Source organism: Amphritea sp. 1_MG-2023 (genome assembly GCF_030547545.1).
Taxonomy (GTDB): Bacteria; Pseudomonadota; Gammaproteobacteria; order Pseudomonadales; family Balneatricaceae; genus Amphritea.
The window spans coordinates 64,508-81,090 of record NZ_JAUOQE010000014.1 but is presented as its reverse complement, the minus strand read 5'-3'; the positions used below and the strand labels follow the sequence as shown (position 1 = coordinate 81,090).

General features: G+C 47.0%; 12 protein-coding genes and 1 tRNA gene. 6 read left to right on the top strand and 7 right to left on the bottom strand.

Annotated elements, in window-relative coordinates; all coding sequences use genetic code 11:
• Positions 1-113 precede the first annotated feature (113 nt).
• From Q4488_RS09400 to Q4488_RS09385, 4 genes are all read left to right on the top strand, one after another.
• A complete protein-coding gene (locus Q4488_RS09400; RefSeq protein ID WP_303580220.1) occupies positions 114-1,445 on the top strand; it encodes a tetratricopeptide repeat protein in 1,332 nt (443 codons plus the stop codon).
• Between the two features lie 6 nt (positions 1,446-1,451).
• On the top strand, positions 1,452-1,763 hold the full coding sequence (locus Q4488_RS09395; protein ID WP_303580242.1) for a LysR substrate-binding domain-containing protein: 312 nt from the start codon (positions 1,452-1,454) through the stop codon (positions 1,761-1,763).
• 191 nt (positions 1,764-1,954) lie between these two features.
• Positions 1,955-2,428 carry a cytochrome c gene (locus tag Q4488_RS09390; RefSeq protein WP_303580219.1) on the top strand — a complete coding sequence of 158 codons (474 nt, stop codon included), beginning with the start codon at positions 1,955-1,957 and terminating at the stop codon, positions 2,426-2,428.
• 79 nt (positions 2,429-2,507) lie between these two features.
• Positions 2,508-3,161, top strand: a complete 654-nt coding sequence (locus tag Q4488_RS09385) for a cytochrome b/b6 domain-containing protein (protein WP_303580218.1) — start codon at positions 2,508-2,510, stop codon at positions 3,159-3,161.
• A 104-nt stretch (positions 3,162-3,265) separates the two neighbouring features.
• Here the strand turns inward: Q4488_RS09385 and Q4488_RS09380 are convergent, their stop codons facing one another.
• From Q4488_RS09380 to Q4488_RS09355, 6 genes are all read right to left on the bottom strand, one after another.
• A complete protein-coding gene (locus tag Q4488_RS09380) occupies positions 3,266-4,141 on the bottom strand; it encodes an AEC family transporter (RefSeq protein WP_303580217.1) in 876 nt (291 codons plus the stop codon).
• 575 nt (positions 4,142-4,716) lie between these two features.
• Complete coding sequence (locus Q4488_RS09375) at positions 4,717-5,586, bottom strand: alpha/beta hydrolase (protein ID WP_303580216.1); 870 nt, start codon at positions 5,584-5,586, stop codon at positions 4,717-4,719.
• A gap of 26 nt (positions 5,587-5,612) precedes the next feature.
• Positions 5,613-6,926 (bottom strand): NAD(P)/FAD-dependent oxidoreductase, encoded by a 1,314-nt coding sequence (locus Q4488_RS09370; protein WP_303580215.1) that lies wholly within the window; start codon positions 6,924-6,926, stop codon positions 5,613-5,615.
• Positions 6,927-8,244: 1,318 nt separating this feature from the next.
• Entirely contained in the window at positions 8,245-9,516 is a 1,272-nt protein-coding gene (locus tag Q4488_RS09365; protein WP_303580214.1) for a type II toxin-antitoxin system HipA family toxin, read from the bottom strand.
• Positions 9,513-9,833 (bottom strand): helix-turn-helix transcriptional regulator, encoded by a 321-nt coding sequence (locus Q4488_RS09360; protein ID WP_303580213.1) that lies wholly within the window; start codon positions 9,831-9,833, stop codon positions 9,513-9,515. The genes Q4488_RS09365 and Q4488_RS09360 overlap by 4 nt, the downstream gene beginning before the upstream one ends.
• Before the next feature lie 983 nt (positions 9,834-10,816).
• Positions 10,817-10,893: transfer RNA gene (locus Q4488_RS09355), tRNA-Val, on the bottom strand.
• 667 nt (positions 10,894-11,560) lie between these two features.
• Between Q4488_RS09355 and ald the strand changes: the two genes are divergently transcribed.
• Positions 11,561-12,685 carry an alanine dehydrogenase gene (ald, locus tag Q4488_RS09350; RefSeq protein WP_303580212.1) on the top strand — a complete coding sequence of 375 codons (1,125 nt, stop codon included), beginning with the start codon at positions 11,561-11,563 and terminating at the stop codon, positions 12,683-12,685.
• A gap of 293 nt (positions 12,686-12,978) precedes the next feature.
• Here ald and uvrB read toward each other — a convergent pair whose 3' ends face one another.
• Entirely contained in the window at positions 12,979-14,991 is a 2,013-nt protein-coding gene (gene uvrB, locus Q4488_RS09345) for an excinuclease ABC subunit UvrB (RefSeq protein ID WP_303580211.1), read from the bottom strand.
• Between the two features lie 258 nt (positions 14,992-15,249).
• On the opposite strand from uvrB, the gene Q4488_RS09340 reads away from it, so the two are divergent.
• The gene (locus tag Q4488_RS09340; RefSeq protein ID WP_303580210.1) at positions 15,250-16,431 is read left to right on the top strand and encodes a pyridoxal phosphate-dependent aminotransferase; all 1,182 of its coding nucleotides are present in this window, start codon (positions 15,250-15,252) and stop codon (positions 16,429-16,431) included.
• Positions 16,432-16,583 lie beyond the last annotated feature (152 nt).

Here is a 16,583-nt window from a genome sequence, read left to right as displayed (position 1 = left end):
GGATAGTGGGCCGCTCGATATCTTTCGAGTGGCCATTTCAGGGTTAAACAAGATACGGCTATCTTGATGACAGACTCGATGTCATGCCCTGATACAGCAAAGGAGACAATAGTGTGAAGGATTTAACCGGCTTAGAAATCACTGTTCATAACCAAACAACGCTGGACCTGTATAACACGGTCATTGCCGATCTATGTCGCTTTAAAAACCCGGTACCCATCACCATCGCGATGCTCGAAGCGGAGCCAGACTTCGTCATGGGCCAGGTATTTAACGGTCATATCAATCTCTGGACCACTGACCGTGATGATCTGCAATGGTCGTTAGACAGTCTTCAACGCATTGCCCGTATCGATTCTAGCGGTCTCAACACACGAGAGAAAATGCACGTTGCCGCCCTGCAAACTTGGGCGGCGGGTGATCTCGCTAAGGCCGCTATTCAACTTGATGAAATTCTAATCGAATACCCCCTCGATATATTAGCCCTACTCAGTGGTCATCAATTAGATTTCTTCCTCGGTGATGCCGCTAATCTTCGTGGACGTGTCTATCGCGTGCTACCCGCTTGGGATAAAGAGCACCCACTCTATGGTTATCTACTCGGTATGCTCAGCTTTGGTCAAGAAGAAGCGGGACACTACGAACAGGCCGAAATGTCGGCACGCGAAGCGGTGGAACGCAACCCGCAAGATGTCTGGGGTATCCATGCCGTTGCCCATGCGTTAGAGATGCAAAACAAATATGAGCAAGGCGCACGCTTTATGCAGACATATCAACAACACTGGCAAAACGATAATGTCATGGTCTCCCATAATGCGATTCATCATGGCTTGTTCTTGCTAGAAACCGGCGAACTGAATAAAGCCATTGCGGTGTACGATAATTTGGTTCACTGGGCCGATATCGACCCGATCCCCATGGCCTTAGTCGATGCCTCGTCTGTTCTCTGGCGTCTCTATCTTGAAGACGAAGCGCTGGGTAACCGAGCACAAACTCTCACCGATTCGTGGAAACAGAAAAGCGATCAACTATTTTATAGCTTCAACGATGCCCATGCGATCATCGCCTTTGCGGCGAATAATGATGCCCAAGCCGCGCAAACGCTGATTGCTGAACTCACCGACTATGTCGCCTCTGGCGATCCAAGCGTCACCAACCATGGGATGTCGTTACACACAGGATTACCGGTGTGCGAAGCCATCTTTGCCTTTTCTCAGGGCGATTACAACACCACCATTGAAAAGCTGATGCCCATTAAAAATACCACGGCACAGTTTGGCGGTAGCCATGCGCAGCGGGATATTTTCGCTCGCACCCTACTGGAAGCGGCACTTCGGGCAGGCAATAAAAATCTCGCTCTCGCCCTCGTCAACGAACGGCTCATGGCTCGCCCCCATAGCCCCTACAACCAAAAGAAATGGCAGCAAGCACTCGCCATCCACTAACGCAACATAGCCGCCCAAGTTAACCTCACCGTCAAACGGCGGTTTCGTGTTAGGCGTGGTAACGGCGGTGTAGCAAAACAGTGGTGCCTCGACGGTCAGGGCATCATGTTACGCTCACGCTGGAATGTTCAACCGGCGTTAAATAGCGGCCAACTGATCAACGTGCTCGCACAATATTCGCAACCCGCCGATGTGTATGCCATCTACCCAGCTCGATTAGAAACATCGGCAAAACTGAGAGTGGTGGTTAATCTACTCGAACAGGGATTAGCAAACATAAACAGTGGAAGAGGAAATGGAAATGGAAATGGAAGTTGAGGCTATAGCCTTTATCTCCGGCGCAGCAAGTCGGTGACGAGTAATACTCCTCATTGCCATAAAAAGAAACAGTCATCACTCAATCTTTACATAACTTGTCATCATTACACGCTACATTAGCCTCGTCTCATATAAATAGGAATGCTACTATGGCCATTGCTTTTAAAAAATCAGACTAGGAGTGTCGATCAATGAAAATGTTCGTTAAATCTGTATTGTGTGCAACCGTATTAACCGCTGCCGCTGCGCCGGTTATGGCAGAAGATTTCGCTTTCAAAGACCAAATTGAAGCCCGTCAAGGGTATTTCCAAATGGTTAAGTTCAACATGGGTGTGCTCGGCGCAATGGCTAAAGGTAAGCGTGATTATGATGCGGATCTCGCCCAAGCGATCGCTAACAACCTGAAAAATGCAGGCGCTATGAATAACAGTCTGATGTGGCCAAAAGGCTCTGATATGGATGCCGAAGGGCTATCCGATAAAACCAAAGCTAAAGCAGCGATTTGGCAAGACGGTTCAGAGATTGGTGAGAAACATCAAGCTTTCGCCTCTGCGACTGAAACCATGGCCGCCAATGCCGGACAGGGCCTCGATGCGCTGCGTGAAGCGATCGGACCTTTGGGCAAGTCATGTAAATCTTGTCACACCGACTATCGCGCTAAATAACACCCCATCGGTAGCTTTATAAACGGTTTATAAAGCTACCTTTTACCCCCTCTTCAATCGTATAAGGAGTATCGAATTGATGGTTAAAATTTGGGACGTTCCGACGCGAATTTTTCACTGGGTACTGGTTTTACTCTTCCTGTTTCTTATTTACAGCGGTCGCTGGGATGATAGCCTAATGCAATGGCACTTCTACAGTGGCTATGCGCTCTCGGGATTGATTATTTTCCGTATCTTATGGGGCGTAGTCGGCACCCGTTATGCTCGATTCTGTTCCTTTATTAGCTATCCGATACAGGGTATCCGCTACCTAAAAGCAACCTTTACAGGTAAAGCAAAGCACTTCTATGGCCATAATCCTGCTGGCGCAATGATGGTAATCATACTGCTCCTGTTATTAGCACTACAGGTTGCATCAGGCTTAATCACATCCGATGAGATTTTATGGGAAGGGCCGTTTTATGCCAGTGTCAGCGATGAACTTGCTAGTCTCGGCGCTCAAATTCATCACACCGTGCAATCGATTCTCGTTTATCTAGTTGGTTTGCATATACTCGGCGTTATCGCTCACAGTATCTTATATAAAGAGAAACTCGTTACCTCGATGCTAACCGGTCGCAAAAAAGATGTCGGCAACGCCAAACCCAGAGAGCCCGTCAATCCCATTGCGTTCGTGCTATGCCTTGCAATCAGTGCTGGCTGGGTTTATTACCTGTTTAGCTTACCGGTGTAACCACGAACCGGCGGCGGCCCCACATTGGTATGACGGTGCAACTCGATTGATCATGACCTAGTCAGCCTAACCCATGATCAATCGTACTGCCTAGCTTGAGACAACTAAAGCACGTACCAAAGCAGTGCAGGAAGGGATACAAACCCCATAAAAGTCGACACAATCACCAGCCCAGCAACCTCTTCGGGACGCTGATCATACAACTGAGCGAATAAATAACAAAACACGGCGGCAGGCATCGCACATTGAAGAATAATGACACCTGCAGCGGGGCCAGATAGCCCTAACGTCCAAACAATCGCTAAACCGACACCAAACCCCATCGTCAAACGTAACGCTGACAAGCCGAAAGCGACTTTTAAGCGGCCTATTTTTAAACTGGCTAACGAAACCCCTAAAGTAAACAGCATCAACGGTACCGTCAGATCACCAATCAATTTGGTGGTATTAAATAACCAATCGGGCACCGTTAAATCGCTGAGCAAAAACACTGACGCCAGTGCCGTTGCCGGAATAATCGGCATCTTTAGCAGTGATTTAAGGGAAAAACTACCGGAGACAAAGGCGACGCCAAGCGTCATCTGCACCACCACATAGACGGTAAAAAACGCCACTGCCAGAGCTAACCCCTCCTCATCAAACGCCAACATACATAGAGGTAAACCGATGTTTCCGACATTTGGCCAAGTTAACGCTTGTAAAAATGCTCGCTGCGGTAGTTTAAAGATGGCTAAAACCGCACCGCCTATCAGCGTAAACAGTAAAATCGCCAGCAACGCCGCCAGCCCCATATTCCATAAATACGCTGGTGCCAACTCGACTTTCGCCAAGGCATAAAAGACTAAACAGGGAGTCGCAAAATAGGTGACGATAGCAGTCACCAGTGAGGTATCAAAATCTTTTCCGCTTTTGGACCAGCCATAGCCGATCCCAACACAAACAAAGATGGGCATTAAAATAGAAAAAATCACTGAAAACATACAGCAGCCTTATGTTAAAAGGATAATTGAAGCGGCCTCGTGTCACCGAAGGCACACGCGATCAGGCTGATAATTTACCCTATACGACCTGTAACGTCACAGTAACACGGCCTTTTTATGCCTATTAATATCGTGCGGCAGCGCCGTGCCATCATGATCTATTCTTTCTTTTGCACAATGACAAGTATTATTAGCATTCACATGGACATTCAATAGACATTGGCTGACGCATAAACATTCAGACAACGACACCTCCGCAGGCATAGGCTCTCATGTAGATAGCATGTATTTTTGCTCGACAGCTGTTTTTGGTCAGCGCTGCTTTTTGTCGGTGCTAGCGTTGATAAGCACTACTGTTGATACGCTTTTTTTTCAGAAACGTTGTATTGCATTAAGATCGCTGCTGAATAACAAGCGAGTTTGAATACATTCTATGAGGTCATTTTTAGCGCTGCACCATAAGACAGCCGTCATAATGATGGCCGCAGCTTTACTTAGCGGGTAACAAGAGACTGTGGTAACACAGCCAATATTGGAGCATGCCTAAGAGTAAAGAGGATGCAATATCGCGGCAGTTAGGTAACCGCAAAGCCGGCCTGTCGTAAAAATTCAATCAATTTTCCCGCATGCTGCTCAATTTTATCAACCGAGTCATGGCCTGCTCCATCTATCTCAATTAAGCGTAAATGCGGGGCCTGACAATGCTGAAGAATAGCTCTGGCATCTTCGATAGGAATCACGAGATCATCTTTTCCGTGCACAATTAATACCGGACAGCCAATATCACACACGGTATTAATGGGCGCAAACGTCGTGAAACGATGCGCAATCACCCACTCAACATAGCGCATCACCTGTCGTCTTAGGAATCTTGGTAAGTGGAAGGTTTTCAGATAGCGTTGCATCATCCATTCCGGATGTGCAAATGCTGACACACTAATCACTGCAGCAATATCATGGCGCTTCGATGCGGCAAACAGTACGGCTCCCGCCCCCACCGAATGCCCCAATAAAGCGACTTTTTTAACCCGATGTGGATGTTCACGCTTAAGCCAATCAACTGCCGCCGCAACGTCTTCAGCAAAACGAGGTAATGATGAAAAGGTATCTGAGTCACTCTGTCCATGACTGCGCGCATCGAAGAGCAACACATTCATGTCCGCCTGATAAAACGGCAATGCGAGCGGTAACATCATCTCCGCATTACCACCCCATCCATGCAAAACAATCACGGTCTCTTGAGCATCATCAACCAGTAATAGCCAACCTGATAGATGCTTTTTGGCGTTAACCGGAATAGATACCGACAAAAAATCGATATTAAATCGCGTTTTCGGGTTTTCTATCGTTTTTACCTTTGGAGCACGAAAGCCCAAATGAATAGCGATAAAAAACACACTCATCAGCATGACAATCGCGGTCAACACATACACGACATAACTCATGACAACATTCTCACGCCGATTATCGCTTAAACCGGCGTATAACCTTCAAGCATGATGTCATACACGGGCCTGATTAATGACTTTTCCATCACCCAAGATAGTTTACTTTTTGCCAGCGGGTCTACCACTTGAAAGGGTAATGCGGTCACCGGTTGCAAGCTATAATCAAATTCCCATAACATCGCGTGCCCAACATCCAAAATCATCGGACAAGAGGTATAACCATCCCAGCGTGCAGGCAGTTCTTCTTCACGAATTAAGGCGGTCAAATTCGTCGCTACAATTGATAACTGCGATTTAACCGACGCCGCAGTTTTACCGATAGGCGTTCCAACGGTATCCCCCAAACCAAACACATTTGAGAAGCGTTTATGCTGCAAGGTGTACTTATCTACCTCTAAATACCCCTTAAAATCAGTCGTATCCGCTAGCACTGAATCACGCACCACTGCAATGGCCGACATCGGTGGAGAAATATGAATAAAATCCCACTCAGCCTCGACTACTCCGCCATCCTGAGTGCCAAACCAAGCTTTCTTAGCCTGACTATCGATGGCTTTGAAATTGTGCTCGTAATGATGTGTTATCTGTCTTTCTTGCCAGATCTCTTTAAGCCGTGCATCAAACGCCTTGACGCTGAATAAGAAGTTTTCAGCCGTCATATAATCAAACTGAAAGCGCTCTCGCTGACCCGCTTGACGCACAAAAAATTCGACCAAGTTGGTCGCTTTCATAGGGGCACCTGCACACTTCATGGCTCCGTGCGGCCGTGTAAAGATCCCCTTTCCACCACCTGACTGAGCAAATGCCATCGCTTGCCTATGACTCGCAATACCCGACTCTGGACTGTGATAAATACTGGCTATACTATCGTGCCCTATCTGATCAGGATCTAGGCCTTCGATTAAATCGTAGCGTAACTCCAAACCGGTTGCGACAATCAGATAGTCGTAATCCAACTTGCCCGTTTGCAGGGTATGTAACTGATTATTATCTGGATCAAATTCGGTAACCGTATCATTAATCCAGCGAACATTCGCATCCAAGTATTCTTTATTGGTGCTAACCACATCATCACGCTTGTCATACACACCTGCCAGCAACAATGTTTGTCCTGGCTGATACCAATGATAAGGTCGCGGGTCCACCACCGTGATTTGGGCACCGTCAAGGTACATGTTTAATTTATTCGCAATGGCTATGCCTGCCGCACCACCACCGGCAATGACAATTTTGGCATGTGTGTCTTGTTTATTAAGTTCCCACGTTAAAACACCTGCGGCTGAGGCAGCACCTAAAGTGGCGCCGGAAATAAGCAGTTTGCGTCGACTAATGGCCATGTTTACCATCCTCGTTCTGTCTCAGAATAGACTGTAAGTGGTGACACATAAAAAAACACAAGGCGATTTCTTGTAATAATCCATGTATCTGTTTATCTGGGTGATAGACCAACATCAATGAAGCCCCCACCATCCTTTCCCTATGTGATGAGATACACCTATTGGGTTTAACTATGCAGCATTGAGCCTATTCGCAGGTGAATTGCTTCACCCGTTTTAGTGATACGCATTAACCTGTATCACCGCAGCGCCGCCGCGGGCTAAATCCATCAGCTAAGCAACCATCATTATCCTTTTAATCAGCCCATCCCCATTCATTCGAATATTAGCTTTTTCTAATATAAAATGCAAATTATGCGACAACGTCATAGAAACGATGAGTGGTGATTTGAATTAAGATTGAGGCTCAATCTCCCCCTTACTTAGATCGCTACAGCCCTTAAATAACAAGGCTTATAGGTAATTTATGCTTGAACAGTTGATCGAAGACACCCCCCTGGTTGTATGCCGAAGGGAACGCTAATGTAGGCACCGCGCTCTCGCGGCGATGGATGAATGTTTCATTGTATCGGTGCGGTTCGCAAAGCTCACCGTCAGCCGACACGACCAATTAGCCTTTTTACGGTGGTCGCGGCGGCACTGATCAAGCATAGCGCCCCTATAAATACCTACCCGTAGCTCATAATATCCACATGCCGTTACATCAAAAAGTGCTAGTTTGATGTTTCGCACATATGAATTTAATCGCGACGAGGGCGTCGCTCGCTACACATATCACACTAGGGAGCAATTCACTCTTCACCAACGCCCTTGTACGCTCGCTATTTACCTTTGTTTTAGATTAGCCTAAATAGCAAAAAGCCCCGCATTCGCGAGGCTCTTCTGAATTTTGCTAAAAGCACTGGCAGATTATTCGACTTTGGGTCAGCACAACAGTTGTCTCGCTTGGCTCGGCTAGAGCTGAGTAGCTCTGCATCTGCTTAAGATAAATAGCAAAAAGCCCCGCTAATGCGAGGCTCTTCTGAATTTTGCTAAAAGCACTGGCAGATTATTCGACTTTGGGTCAGCACAACAGTTGTCTCGCTTGGCTCGGCTAGAGCTGAGTAGCTCTGCATCTGCTTAAGATAAATAGCAAAAAGCCCCGTTAATGCGAGGCTCTTCTGAATTCTGGTAGGACTAAGCAGATTATTCCCCTACGGGCTATCGTCGCAGGCTCCGATGTGCTCTCACTGCGTTCGGTTCGAACTGGGCAGTGCTTCATCTGCATAGTCCAGATAGCAAAAAGCCTCGCTATTACGAGGCTTTTCTATGTTTGGTTCTACAAACGGAAATCGGTATGAAGCTTTACCCAATGATCTCTCAGTCCCTGCTTGTGCTTCTCATCCATTGGTAAGTCATTTAATACGGATGGCCATAATGTACGAGCCCTGTCCATCACATCATCTAAATGAGGTTTAATAGCTCGCCACGGGATGCCAGCTTGATCAGCCCACGCTTGAAAATGTAACATCGAAGCGGCGTACCACTCTTTGTTCTTTCCTAGATTTAAAGCAAACTTTGTTTCATTCTCGATATAGACGTTGGTGTGTAGTGGCACAATATCATAGGCAGGTGAAAGACGTGGGGTTATCTGATCTGGGTAGATAAGACTCCAATTTTTGAGGTGCGCATCCCCATTCGCTAACAGGATGTTAACTAATAATCTTCGAGCACATTGCTGAACGTCAGTTAAGCCATCACCAGTGAATTGGTAAAGTACCCTTCCTATATTTTCATAGTTAGCAGAATCGTATTTTTCATGCGGATACTTCACAAGGATCTGAGCAAAGTCTTCCATGTGAATTCGATCATTTCCATCGCGATCAAACCTTTTGATCGCAAATGCCTGTTTCTCTTCCGGTAAATTTATCGCTGGCAAGTTATCCAGCTTATCCAAATCCACAAGTTTAATTTCTGGAATATCAACACCGACCAAAGATGCCAGGGACATAGCGGTATATTCATTGAGAGGGACAAATTTGTGTTGGGTCGAAGGCGTTTTAATGATCCAATCACCAAGATCGCCGCCTTTCGACAAGTTATAGCGGCCATCTTTTTCCTTCATGGAGAATTTCATCTGAACGCCAGCAAGAGAAAACTTACTCTCCTGCGTTACCTTATCGAACTTAATCGCTTTTGCGTGACCATGAGTCGTTAACACACTTTCAGGAACGTCATGAGGCTCCATTGGCGTTGCAACCAATGCGCCGGGCAAGTCTTCTCCTAAATATGAAAGAATATGAAATTCGTTATCTACGTGGACCTTTAAACCTTGAGCTATTAACTCTCTCAATGCCCCCTCTGGAAGAAGGTTCGATAAGACGGGATGTAATCGTTGGTTTCTTGTCCAGGGTTCCGACATAAGTCTGTCGGAGTGAGGAAAATTCGGATGAGTAATGAGACTGAATGTTGGCCGGCTAGAATCGTTTCTAAATTCATCAGAGAAGCTCAAGACGTTTCGGCCGTTTTTGAAGCCTGCGAGGTAACCAACCAATCGACCATGAAGAGTTAACTTAAGCGCGTTGAGTTCATCACTGCTAACGTCTGTCATTGATCATCCTCCAACAATCCCTGCCACGGATCCTCAGATAAAGACTTTTCTTTGGATGATGATTTTTGCCGTAACGTAGCTTCTGATAAATCCCCTTCTAAAACAGCAAGAACAGCATTAAGTTTGTCTTTAGGTATCAATAGAAGCTCACTATTCAAACCTTTGGCGATAAGCTCTAAAGTATCTAGTCGCGGATTACCTTTAGACTCCAGCCGCTGGTATTGCTGACGAGAAATACCGACCCGCAGCATCATGTCATGCTGTTTCAGGCCTAGCTTAATACGACGCTGTTTGAATTGATCTAGTAAAGAAGACATAAAGAAACATATTAATTGCTTTTAGTCGTCAAACTGGTATCAGGGGATAAATAGCAATATATATGTTTCTATTTAGCGCTATAACCTTACTTGATACACGACGCCTTGCCGACCAACCTTTAAGGGCTTAATACCCTGACAAGGCGTCGTAAACTCAAACCGATCAGATGCTTCAGTAAGAATCGTCCGTAATGGTGTGATGATATGATTAATACGATCATTCGATAGCGCCTTCCCTGGTGTTTCATGCCTACTTTGCCAAGTCCAGCACGAAACCTCAGAATATCAGAGGCAATGAAGCCCCCAGACTCTTAACTGATGTTATGCGCCTTGAGTCGTTTTCATGTATAAGCGTAAAGTACGAGTAGATCACCCTACAGTAAGTTGATTGAATAGATACTGCCCAGCTACAGATATGACGAACCAATCTGAGTTCATTCTGAAGCAAACGCCTAGATTAATTATTTTTCTCGTAATCTATACGTTGGAAATTCTGTATGAACAAATCATGTTATACCGATAGCCAAGTCATGGCGATTCTTAAGCAGCACCTCAGTGTCTGCAATCTGCTGTGAGCACCGCGTATGAGCTCAGCTCAGCTCAGCTTAATTCAACAAATGGGTGCAAAAAAATGGAAGTATGAACACTTATTTGATGGCTTACCTAAAAAGCTTGAATAACGATTAAAGTAAGTCCGTAACAACTGGGAAAAAGCCTCTTATCCGGTAAAGGTCAAAAAATACCATCCTAAAAAGAAGCTGGGCACAATCTGGGCACACGCCCAAAAACAAAAAAGCCGAATCGTAAGATTCGGCTTCTAAGCTACTGAATATCCAGTATAAATTTGCTAAAAGTACTGGCAGATTATTCCCCTTCGGCCAGCGCAACAGTTGTCTCGCTTGGCTCGGCTAGAGCTGAGTAGCTCTGCATCTGCTTAAGATAAATAGCAAAAAGCCCCGCTAATGCGAGGCTCTTCTGAATACTGGTAGGACTAGGCAGATTCGAACTGCCGACCTCTACCATGTCAAGGTAGCGCTCTAACCAACTGAGCTATAGTCCTAAAGCGTTGTTTCACGTCGTTAAACAACGCTGGCTATTATACGCAGCGCTTAAACGGGTTCAAGCCCTAATTTGCATTTTTATAACGTTTTTAAACATTCCGACAGAAAAGCGGTAGCGCTTACCCGCAAGTGCGACGTTGTTGATGAAATACTATTCAATTCAAGGTATTGCCATGGCTTACAGTCATGTTGATCTGATCGATCAAGTGTCTTCAACCCCTACCCTTGGGCCATGAATGGATGCCTCAATGATTAGCGATAATCATCAGCCTACTACCTCATTAACCTTCAAGGCACCACTCGCCAGCATATTGCCTTATTCATTTCATCGTCTGCCCTGCTTGTCTCATCAGCCTCCCTCCACTGCCTACGGTTTAGGTGGTACTCACCAGTCTTTCTCGTCAAAAACGGTCTTATATTGACGAAGAAAAACTAAAATCAATCAATTTACAGAAACAATAATGGCAAAGACGATGCTAAATTTAACAACAACACTTAAAGCGATGAACTTAAGCGATGAACTTAAAGCGATGAGCTTAAAGCCACGAATTTAAAGCAAGGCACTTAAAGCGAGGCTCTTAAAAAGAGAAACGTAAACGAGACAAGCTTCAAGTTCTGCTAATCATAAATATAAGAAACTTATTACCCCCTCAAAGGAGTATTCGTATGCTGATTGGTATCCCAAAAGAGATCAAAAATAATGAATATCGGATAGGTATGACACCCGCGGGAGTGCGCGAACTCGTCAGTCACGGCCATCAAGTGATGGTACAGCGTGATGGCGGCACCTCGATCGGCCTATCGAATGACGACTACAGCGCTGCTGGCGCAACATTGATTGATACGGCTGAAGAGATTTTTGCCTCAGCCGAAATGATCATCAAGGTAAAAGAGCCGCAACCGCAAGAGTGCAAGATGCTACGATCCGGTCAGCTGTTATTTACCTACCTACATTTAGCACCCGACCCAGAGCAGACTGAGTTACTAGTAAAGTCCGGAGCCATTGCAATTGCTTATGAAACGGTGACCGATGCTCAAGGCGGTCTGCCACTGCTAACACCGATGAGTGAAGTGGCCGGACGCATGGCTATTCAGGCGGGGGCTCACGCATTAGAAAAAGCACAGGGCGGGATGGGTGTATTACTCGGAGGTGTGCCCGGTGTGTTACCCGCCAAAGTCATCGTTATCGGTGGTGGCGTTGTCGGAATCAACGCGGCTCGCATGGCCATGGGGCTCGGCGCGGATGTCACCATTCTTGATCGTTCGATTTCACGCCTAAAAACCCTCGATCAGGCGTATGGCCCTCGCCTAAAAACCCTCTATTCCAGTGTCGAAGCCATTGAAGCGGAAGTCACTCAAGCAGATTTAGTGATTGGTGCCGTTTTAATACCCGGCGCAGCAGCTCCTAAGCTGGTAACCCGTGAGATGCTAAAAACGATGAAAAATGGTGCGGTATTGGTGGATGTGGCGATCGATCAGGGCGGTTGTTTCGAAACCTCTCATGCCACCACTCATCAAGACCCGACCTATGAAATCGATGGCGTCATCCATTATTGCGTCGCCAATATGCCCGGTGGTGTCGCCCGCACGTCCACCTTTGCATTAACGAACGCAACGCTACCCTTTGCCCTAGCGCTGGCCAACAAAGGTTATCGACAAGCGCTGCAGGATGACTCTCACCTAATGAGTGGACTAAATGTGCACCGAGGCAAAATCACCTGTGACGCCGTTGCTGAAGCACTCGGTTATGATTATCTGGCTCCCACGGAAGCGATAAATTCTGCGCAATGAAACCTAGGGGCTGGTGAGCTTCACGACCGGCACCGGTATTGAAACGGATGATGGGGGTGGATAATCGAGTGGTGCTCAATCGACATCGTTGGTGCGGTTCGCAGAGCTCACCGACACCTTATATAGCGACACCCTAGAATCAAGAAAATCGGCACGAGGCGTGCCTCGCTACCGGTTAGATGCCGCTACGATGAAGGCATATCGGCACGAGACGTGCCTCGCTGCCGGTTAGATGCCGCTACGATGAAGGCATATCGGCACGGCTATCTTTAAGGAGTTAAAGCACGAGCATCTCACAGACCGCTGTGCTTAAGCTTCTCCAACTGATCACGATATTGTGCCGCTTTTTCGAATTCCAGATTTTTAGCCGCCTCATACATCTGATCTTCCAGTCGACTCATCGCCTTGGCCAATTCAGCGGTACTCAGTTTTTTAGGATCGATCTGATATTCCGCTACCGGCTCGGCCGCTTTACGGCCCATTTGCGTCTTCCGGCCAGGAATCGCCGACGCGCCTTCCATGATATCGGCCACCGACTTTTGAATCCCCACTGGGGTAATACCCTTCTCGGTATTATAAGCCATCTGCTTATTACGCCGCCGTTCGGTTTCATCCATCGCCCGCTGCATGGAGCCGGTCACGCGGTCGGCATAAAGAATAGCGCGCCCATTCACATTACGGGCCGCTCGCCCAATGGTCTGAATCATCGAAGTTTCAGAGCGTAAAAAGCCCTCTTTATCGGCATCGAGAATCGCCACCAGCGACACTTCCGGCATATCAATACCTTCCCGTAGCAGGTTGATCCCCACCAACACATCAAACTCACCGATACGCAGATCGCGAATAATTTCAACCCGTTCTACCGTATCGATATCCGAATGCAGATAACGCACTCGCACACCGTGCTCGTCTAGATATTCGGTGAGATCTTCGGCCATACGCTTGGTGAGCACCGTCACAACCACCCGCTCGCCCTGTGCTGCAACTCGATTAATCTCACCCAACAGATCATCCACTTGCGTGAGTGCCGGACGAATCTCAACGATAGGATCGAGCAAGCCGGTGGGACGCACGACCTGTTCCACGACTTGGCCCGCGTTGGCCGCTTCATATTTGCTTGGCGTCGCTGACACCATGATCATCTGTGGTGCCTGACTCTCCCATTCGTCAAACTTCATCGGCCGATTATCCAGCGCAGAGGGCAAGCGAAAACCATATTCCACCAAGGTTTCTTTACGCGAACGGTCGCCCTTATACATCGCACCCAGTTGTGGAATCGTGACATGGGATTCATCCATCACCAGCAAGGCATCATCGGGTAGATAATCAAACAGGGTCGGCGGCGCATCACCCGGCTCCCGCCCAGACAGATAACGGGAGTAGTTTTCAATGCCCGAGCAATAACCGAGTTCCTTTATCATCTCAACGTCATACATCACTCGCTGTTCAAGCCGCTGTAGTTCGACCAATTTATCGTTACTACGTAATTGTTCTAAACGAGGATGAAGCTCTTCGAGAATGTTATCGACCGCCGCCAATAATGTTTCTCGAGGGGTAACATAGTGAGACTTCGGATAGATCGTGGCACGAGGAACCCGGCGCAGCACTTCCCCCGTGAGCGGATCAAAGTAGCTTAGGTTTTCAACCTCATCATCGAACAGCTCGATGCGCACCGCCTCTTTTTCAGATTCCGCAGGGAAAACATCAATCACATCGCCACGCACACGATAGGTGCCTCGGTGTAACTCGATATCGTTGCGTGTATATTGGAGTTCAGCCAGTCGCCGCAGAATCGTACGCTGATCGGCATGATCACCGCGATCTAAATGCAACATCATGCCGAGATAAGATTTCGGATCACCCAGACCATAAATAGCCGAGACGGTGGCGACAATAATGGCATCATCTCGCTCTAGCAACGCCTTAGTGGCCGAGAGTCGCATCTGCTCGATATGCTCATTGATCGATGCATCTTTCTCAATAAAGGTATCGGAGGAAGGCACATAAGCTTCGGGCTGATAGTAATCGTAATACGACACAAAGTATTCGACGGCATTATTGGGAAAGAACTCACGAAATTCACCATAGAGCTGCGCTGCCAAGGTCTTATTGTGCGCCATAATAATGGTCGGCCGTTGCAGTTCAGCAATCACATTCGCAATCGTAAAGGTTTTACCCGAGCCGGTAACCCCCAGTAACGTCTGCGCGGCAAGCCCGGCATGAATCCCATCAACCAACCCCTTAATGGCACTCGGTTGATCACCCGCAGGCTGAAACTTGGACTGTAACTGAAAGCGCTGTTTCATATCAGATGTCTTCATAAATAGCAGAAAAAAACTTAGCGGCACATTATACGCTTATCGAAAACTTTCTGCTCCCTGATCGTGACATGAAAGAAAAACAGCGATTAAGGCCGCGACTGTCACACTTTTTTAACAGAAAGTTTGTTTTTAGTGACGTTCATCCACGAAAAGGATTTGTCAGCTCGCTGTATTCCGGTATTATTTATCGGTTGACAACACCGTGGCACACGACCACATTTTTCAGAGGATATGGCTAGGACAATGCAACTTTCAGATCGCGTTAACAGCATCAAACCTTCTCCGACACTCGCAGTCACTAACCGTGCTGCAGAATTACGCGCAGCGGGTAACAACATTATTGGTCTGGGTGCAGGCGAACCCGATTTCGACACCCCAGATCATATCAAAAACGCTGCGATTGAAGCCCTCAACAATGGCTTCACTAAATACACTGCAGTTGATGGTACGCCAGGTCTGAAAAAAGCGATTATTGCCAAATTCAAACGGGATAATGGCTTTGATTATGAAGCCAATCAAATTCTGGTATCTTGCGGTGGGAAACAAAGCTTTTTTAACTTATCGCTGGCACTGTTAAATCCCGGTGATGAAGTCATTATCCCGGGGCCTTACTGGGTATCATATCCCGATATGGTGCTGATGGGTGAAGGCGTACCAGTGATTGTTACTACCACTCAGGAAGCGCGCTTCAAAATTACAGCGGATCAGCTAGAAGCCTCGATCACCGACAAAACTCGCTTATTGGTGCTCAACAGCCCTTCCAACCCAACAGGCGTGGCCTATACCGAGGCCGAACTGAAAGCGCTGGGTAAAGTATTGGCAAAATACCCCAATGTACTGATCGCCACTGACGATATGTATGAACATATCCTTTACACTGACACCCCTTTCATCAACATCCTTAACGCTTGCCCAGAACTGTATGAACGTACTATTGTGCTCAACGGTGTTTCTAAAGCCTACTCGATGACTGGCTGGCGTATCGGTTATGCCGCAGGGCCGGCAAAACTGATCGCTGCGATGAAGAAAATTCAATCGCAAAGTACTTCTAACCCAGCATCAATATCGCAAGTAGCCGCTCAAGCCGCTCTCGAGGGTGATCAAGACTGCGTTAAAGAGATGGTTAAGGCCTTTAAACAGCGTCACGATTTCGTCGTCAAAAAGCTCAATGAAATCGATGGTGTAGACTGCATCCCCGCGGATGGAACCTTCTATGCGTTCCCTAGCTTTCAACAAGTGATCGATAACAATGATCAATTTGAAAACGATATTGATCTCGCGGAATACCTACTTCAGGAAGCGGGTGTCGCATTAGTACCCGGCTCAGCCTTCGGTGCGCCTGGCAATATGCGCTTATCCTTTGCTACATCGCTGGATATTCTCGAAGACGCTCTCACGCGTATCAAAAACGCGCTGGAAAAGTAATCTCACGCATCACTATAAGCCGGGCCTGTCCCGGCTTTTTTTCGCCCAATCTCTTACCATCGATCTCAGCTCCTGACGCATTACCCCACCTCATCCTTCATCTCATAAAATAGCGTTGCATTAATCCTTCAATTGCTTTTATCTAAGTGCTA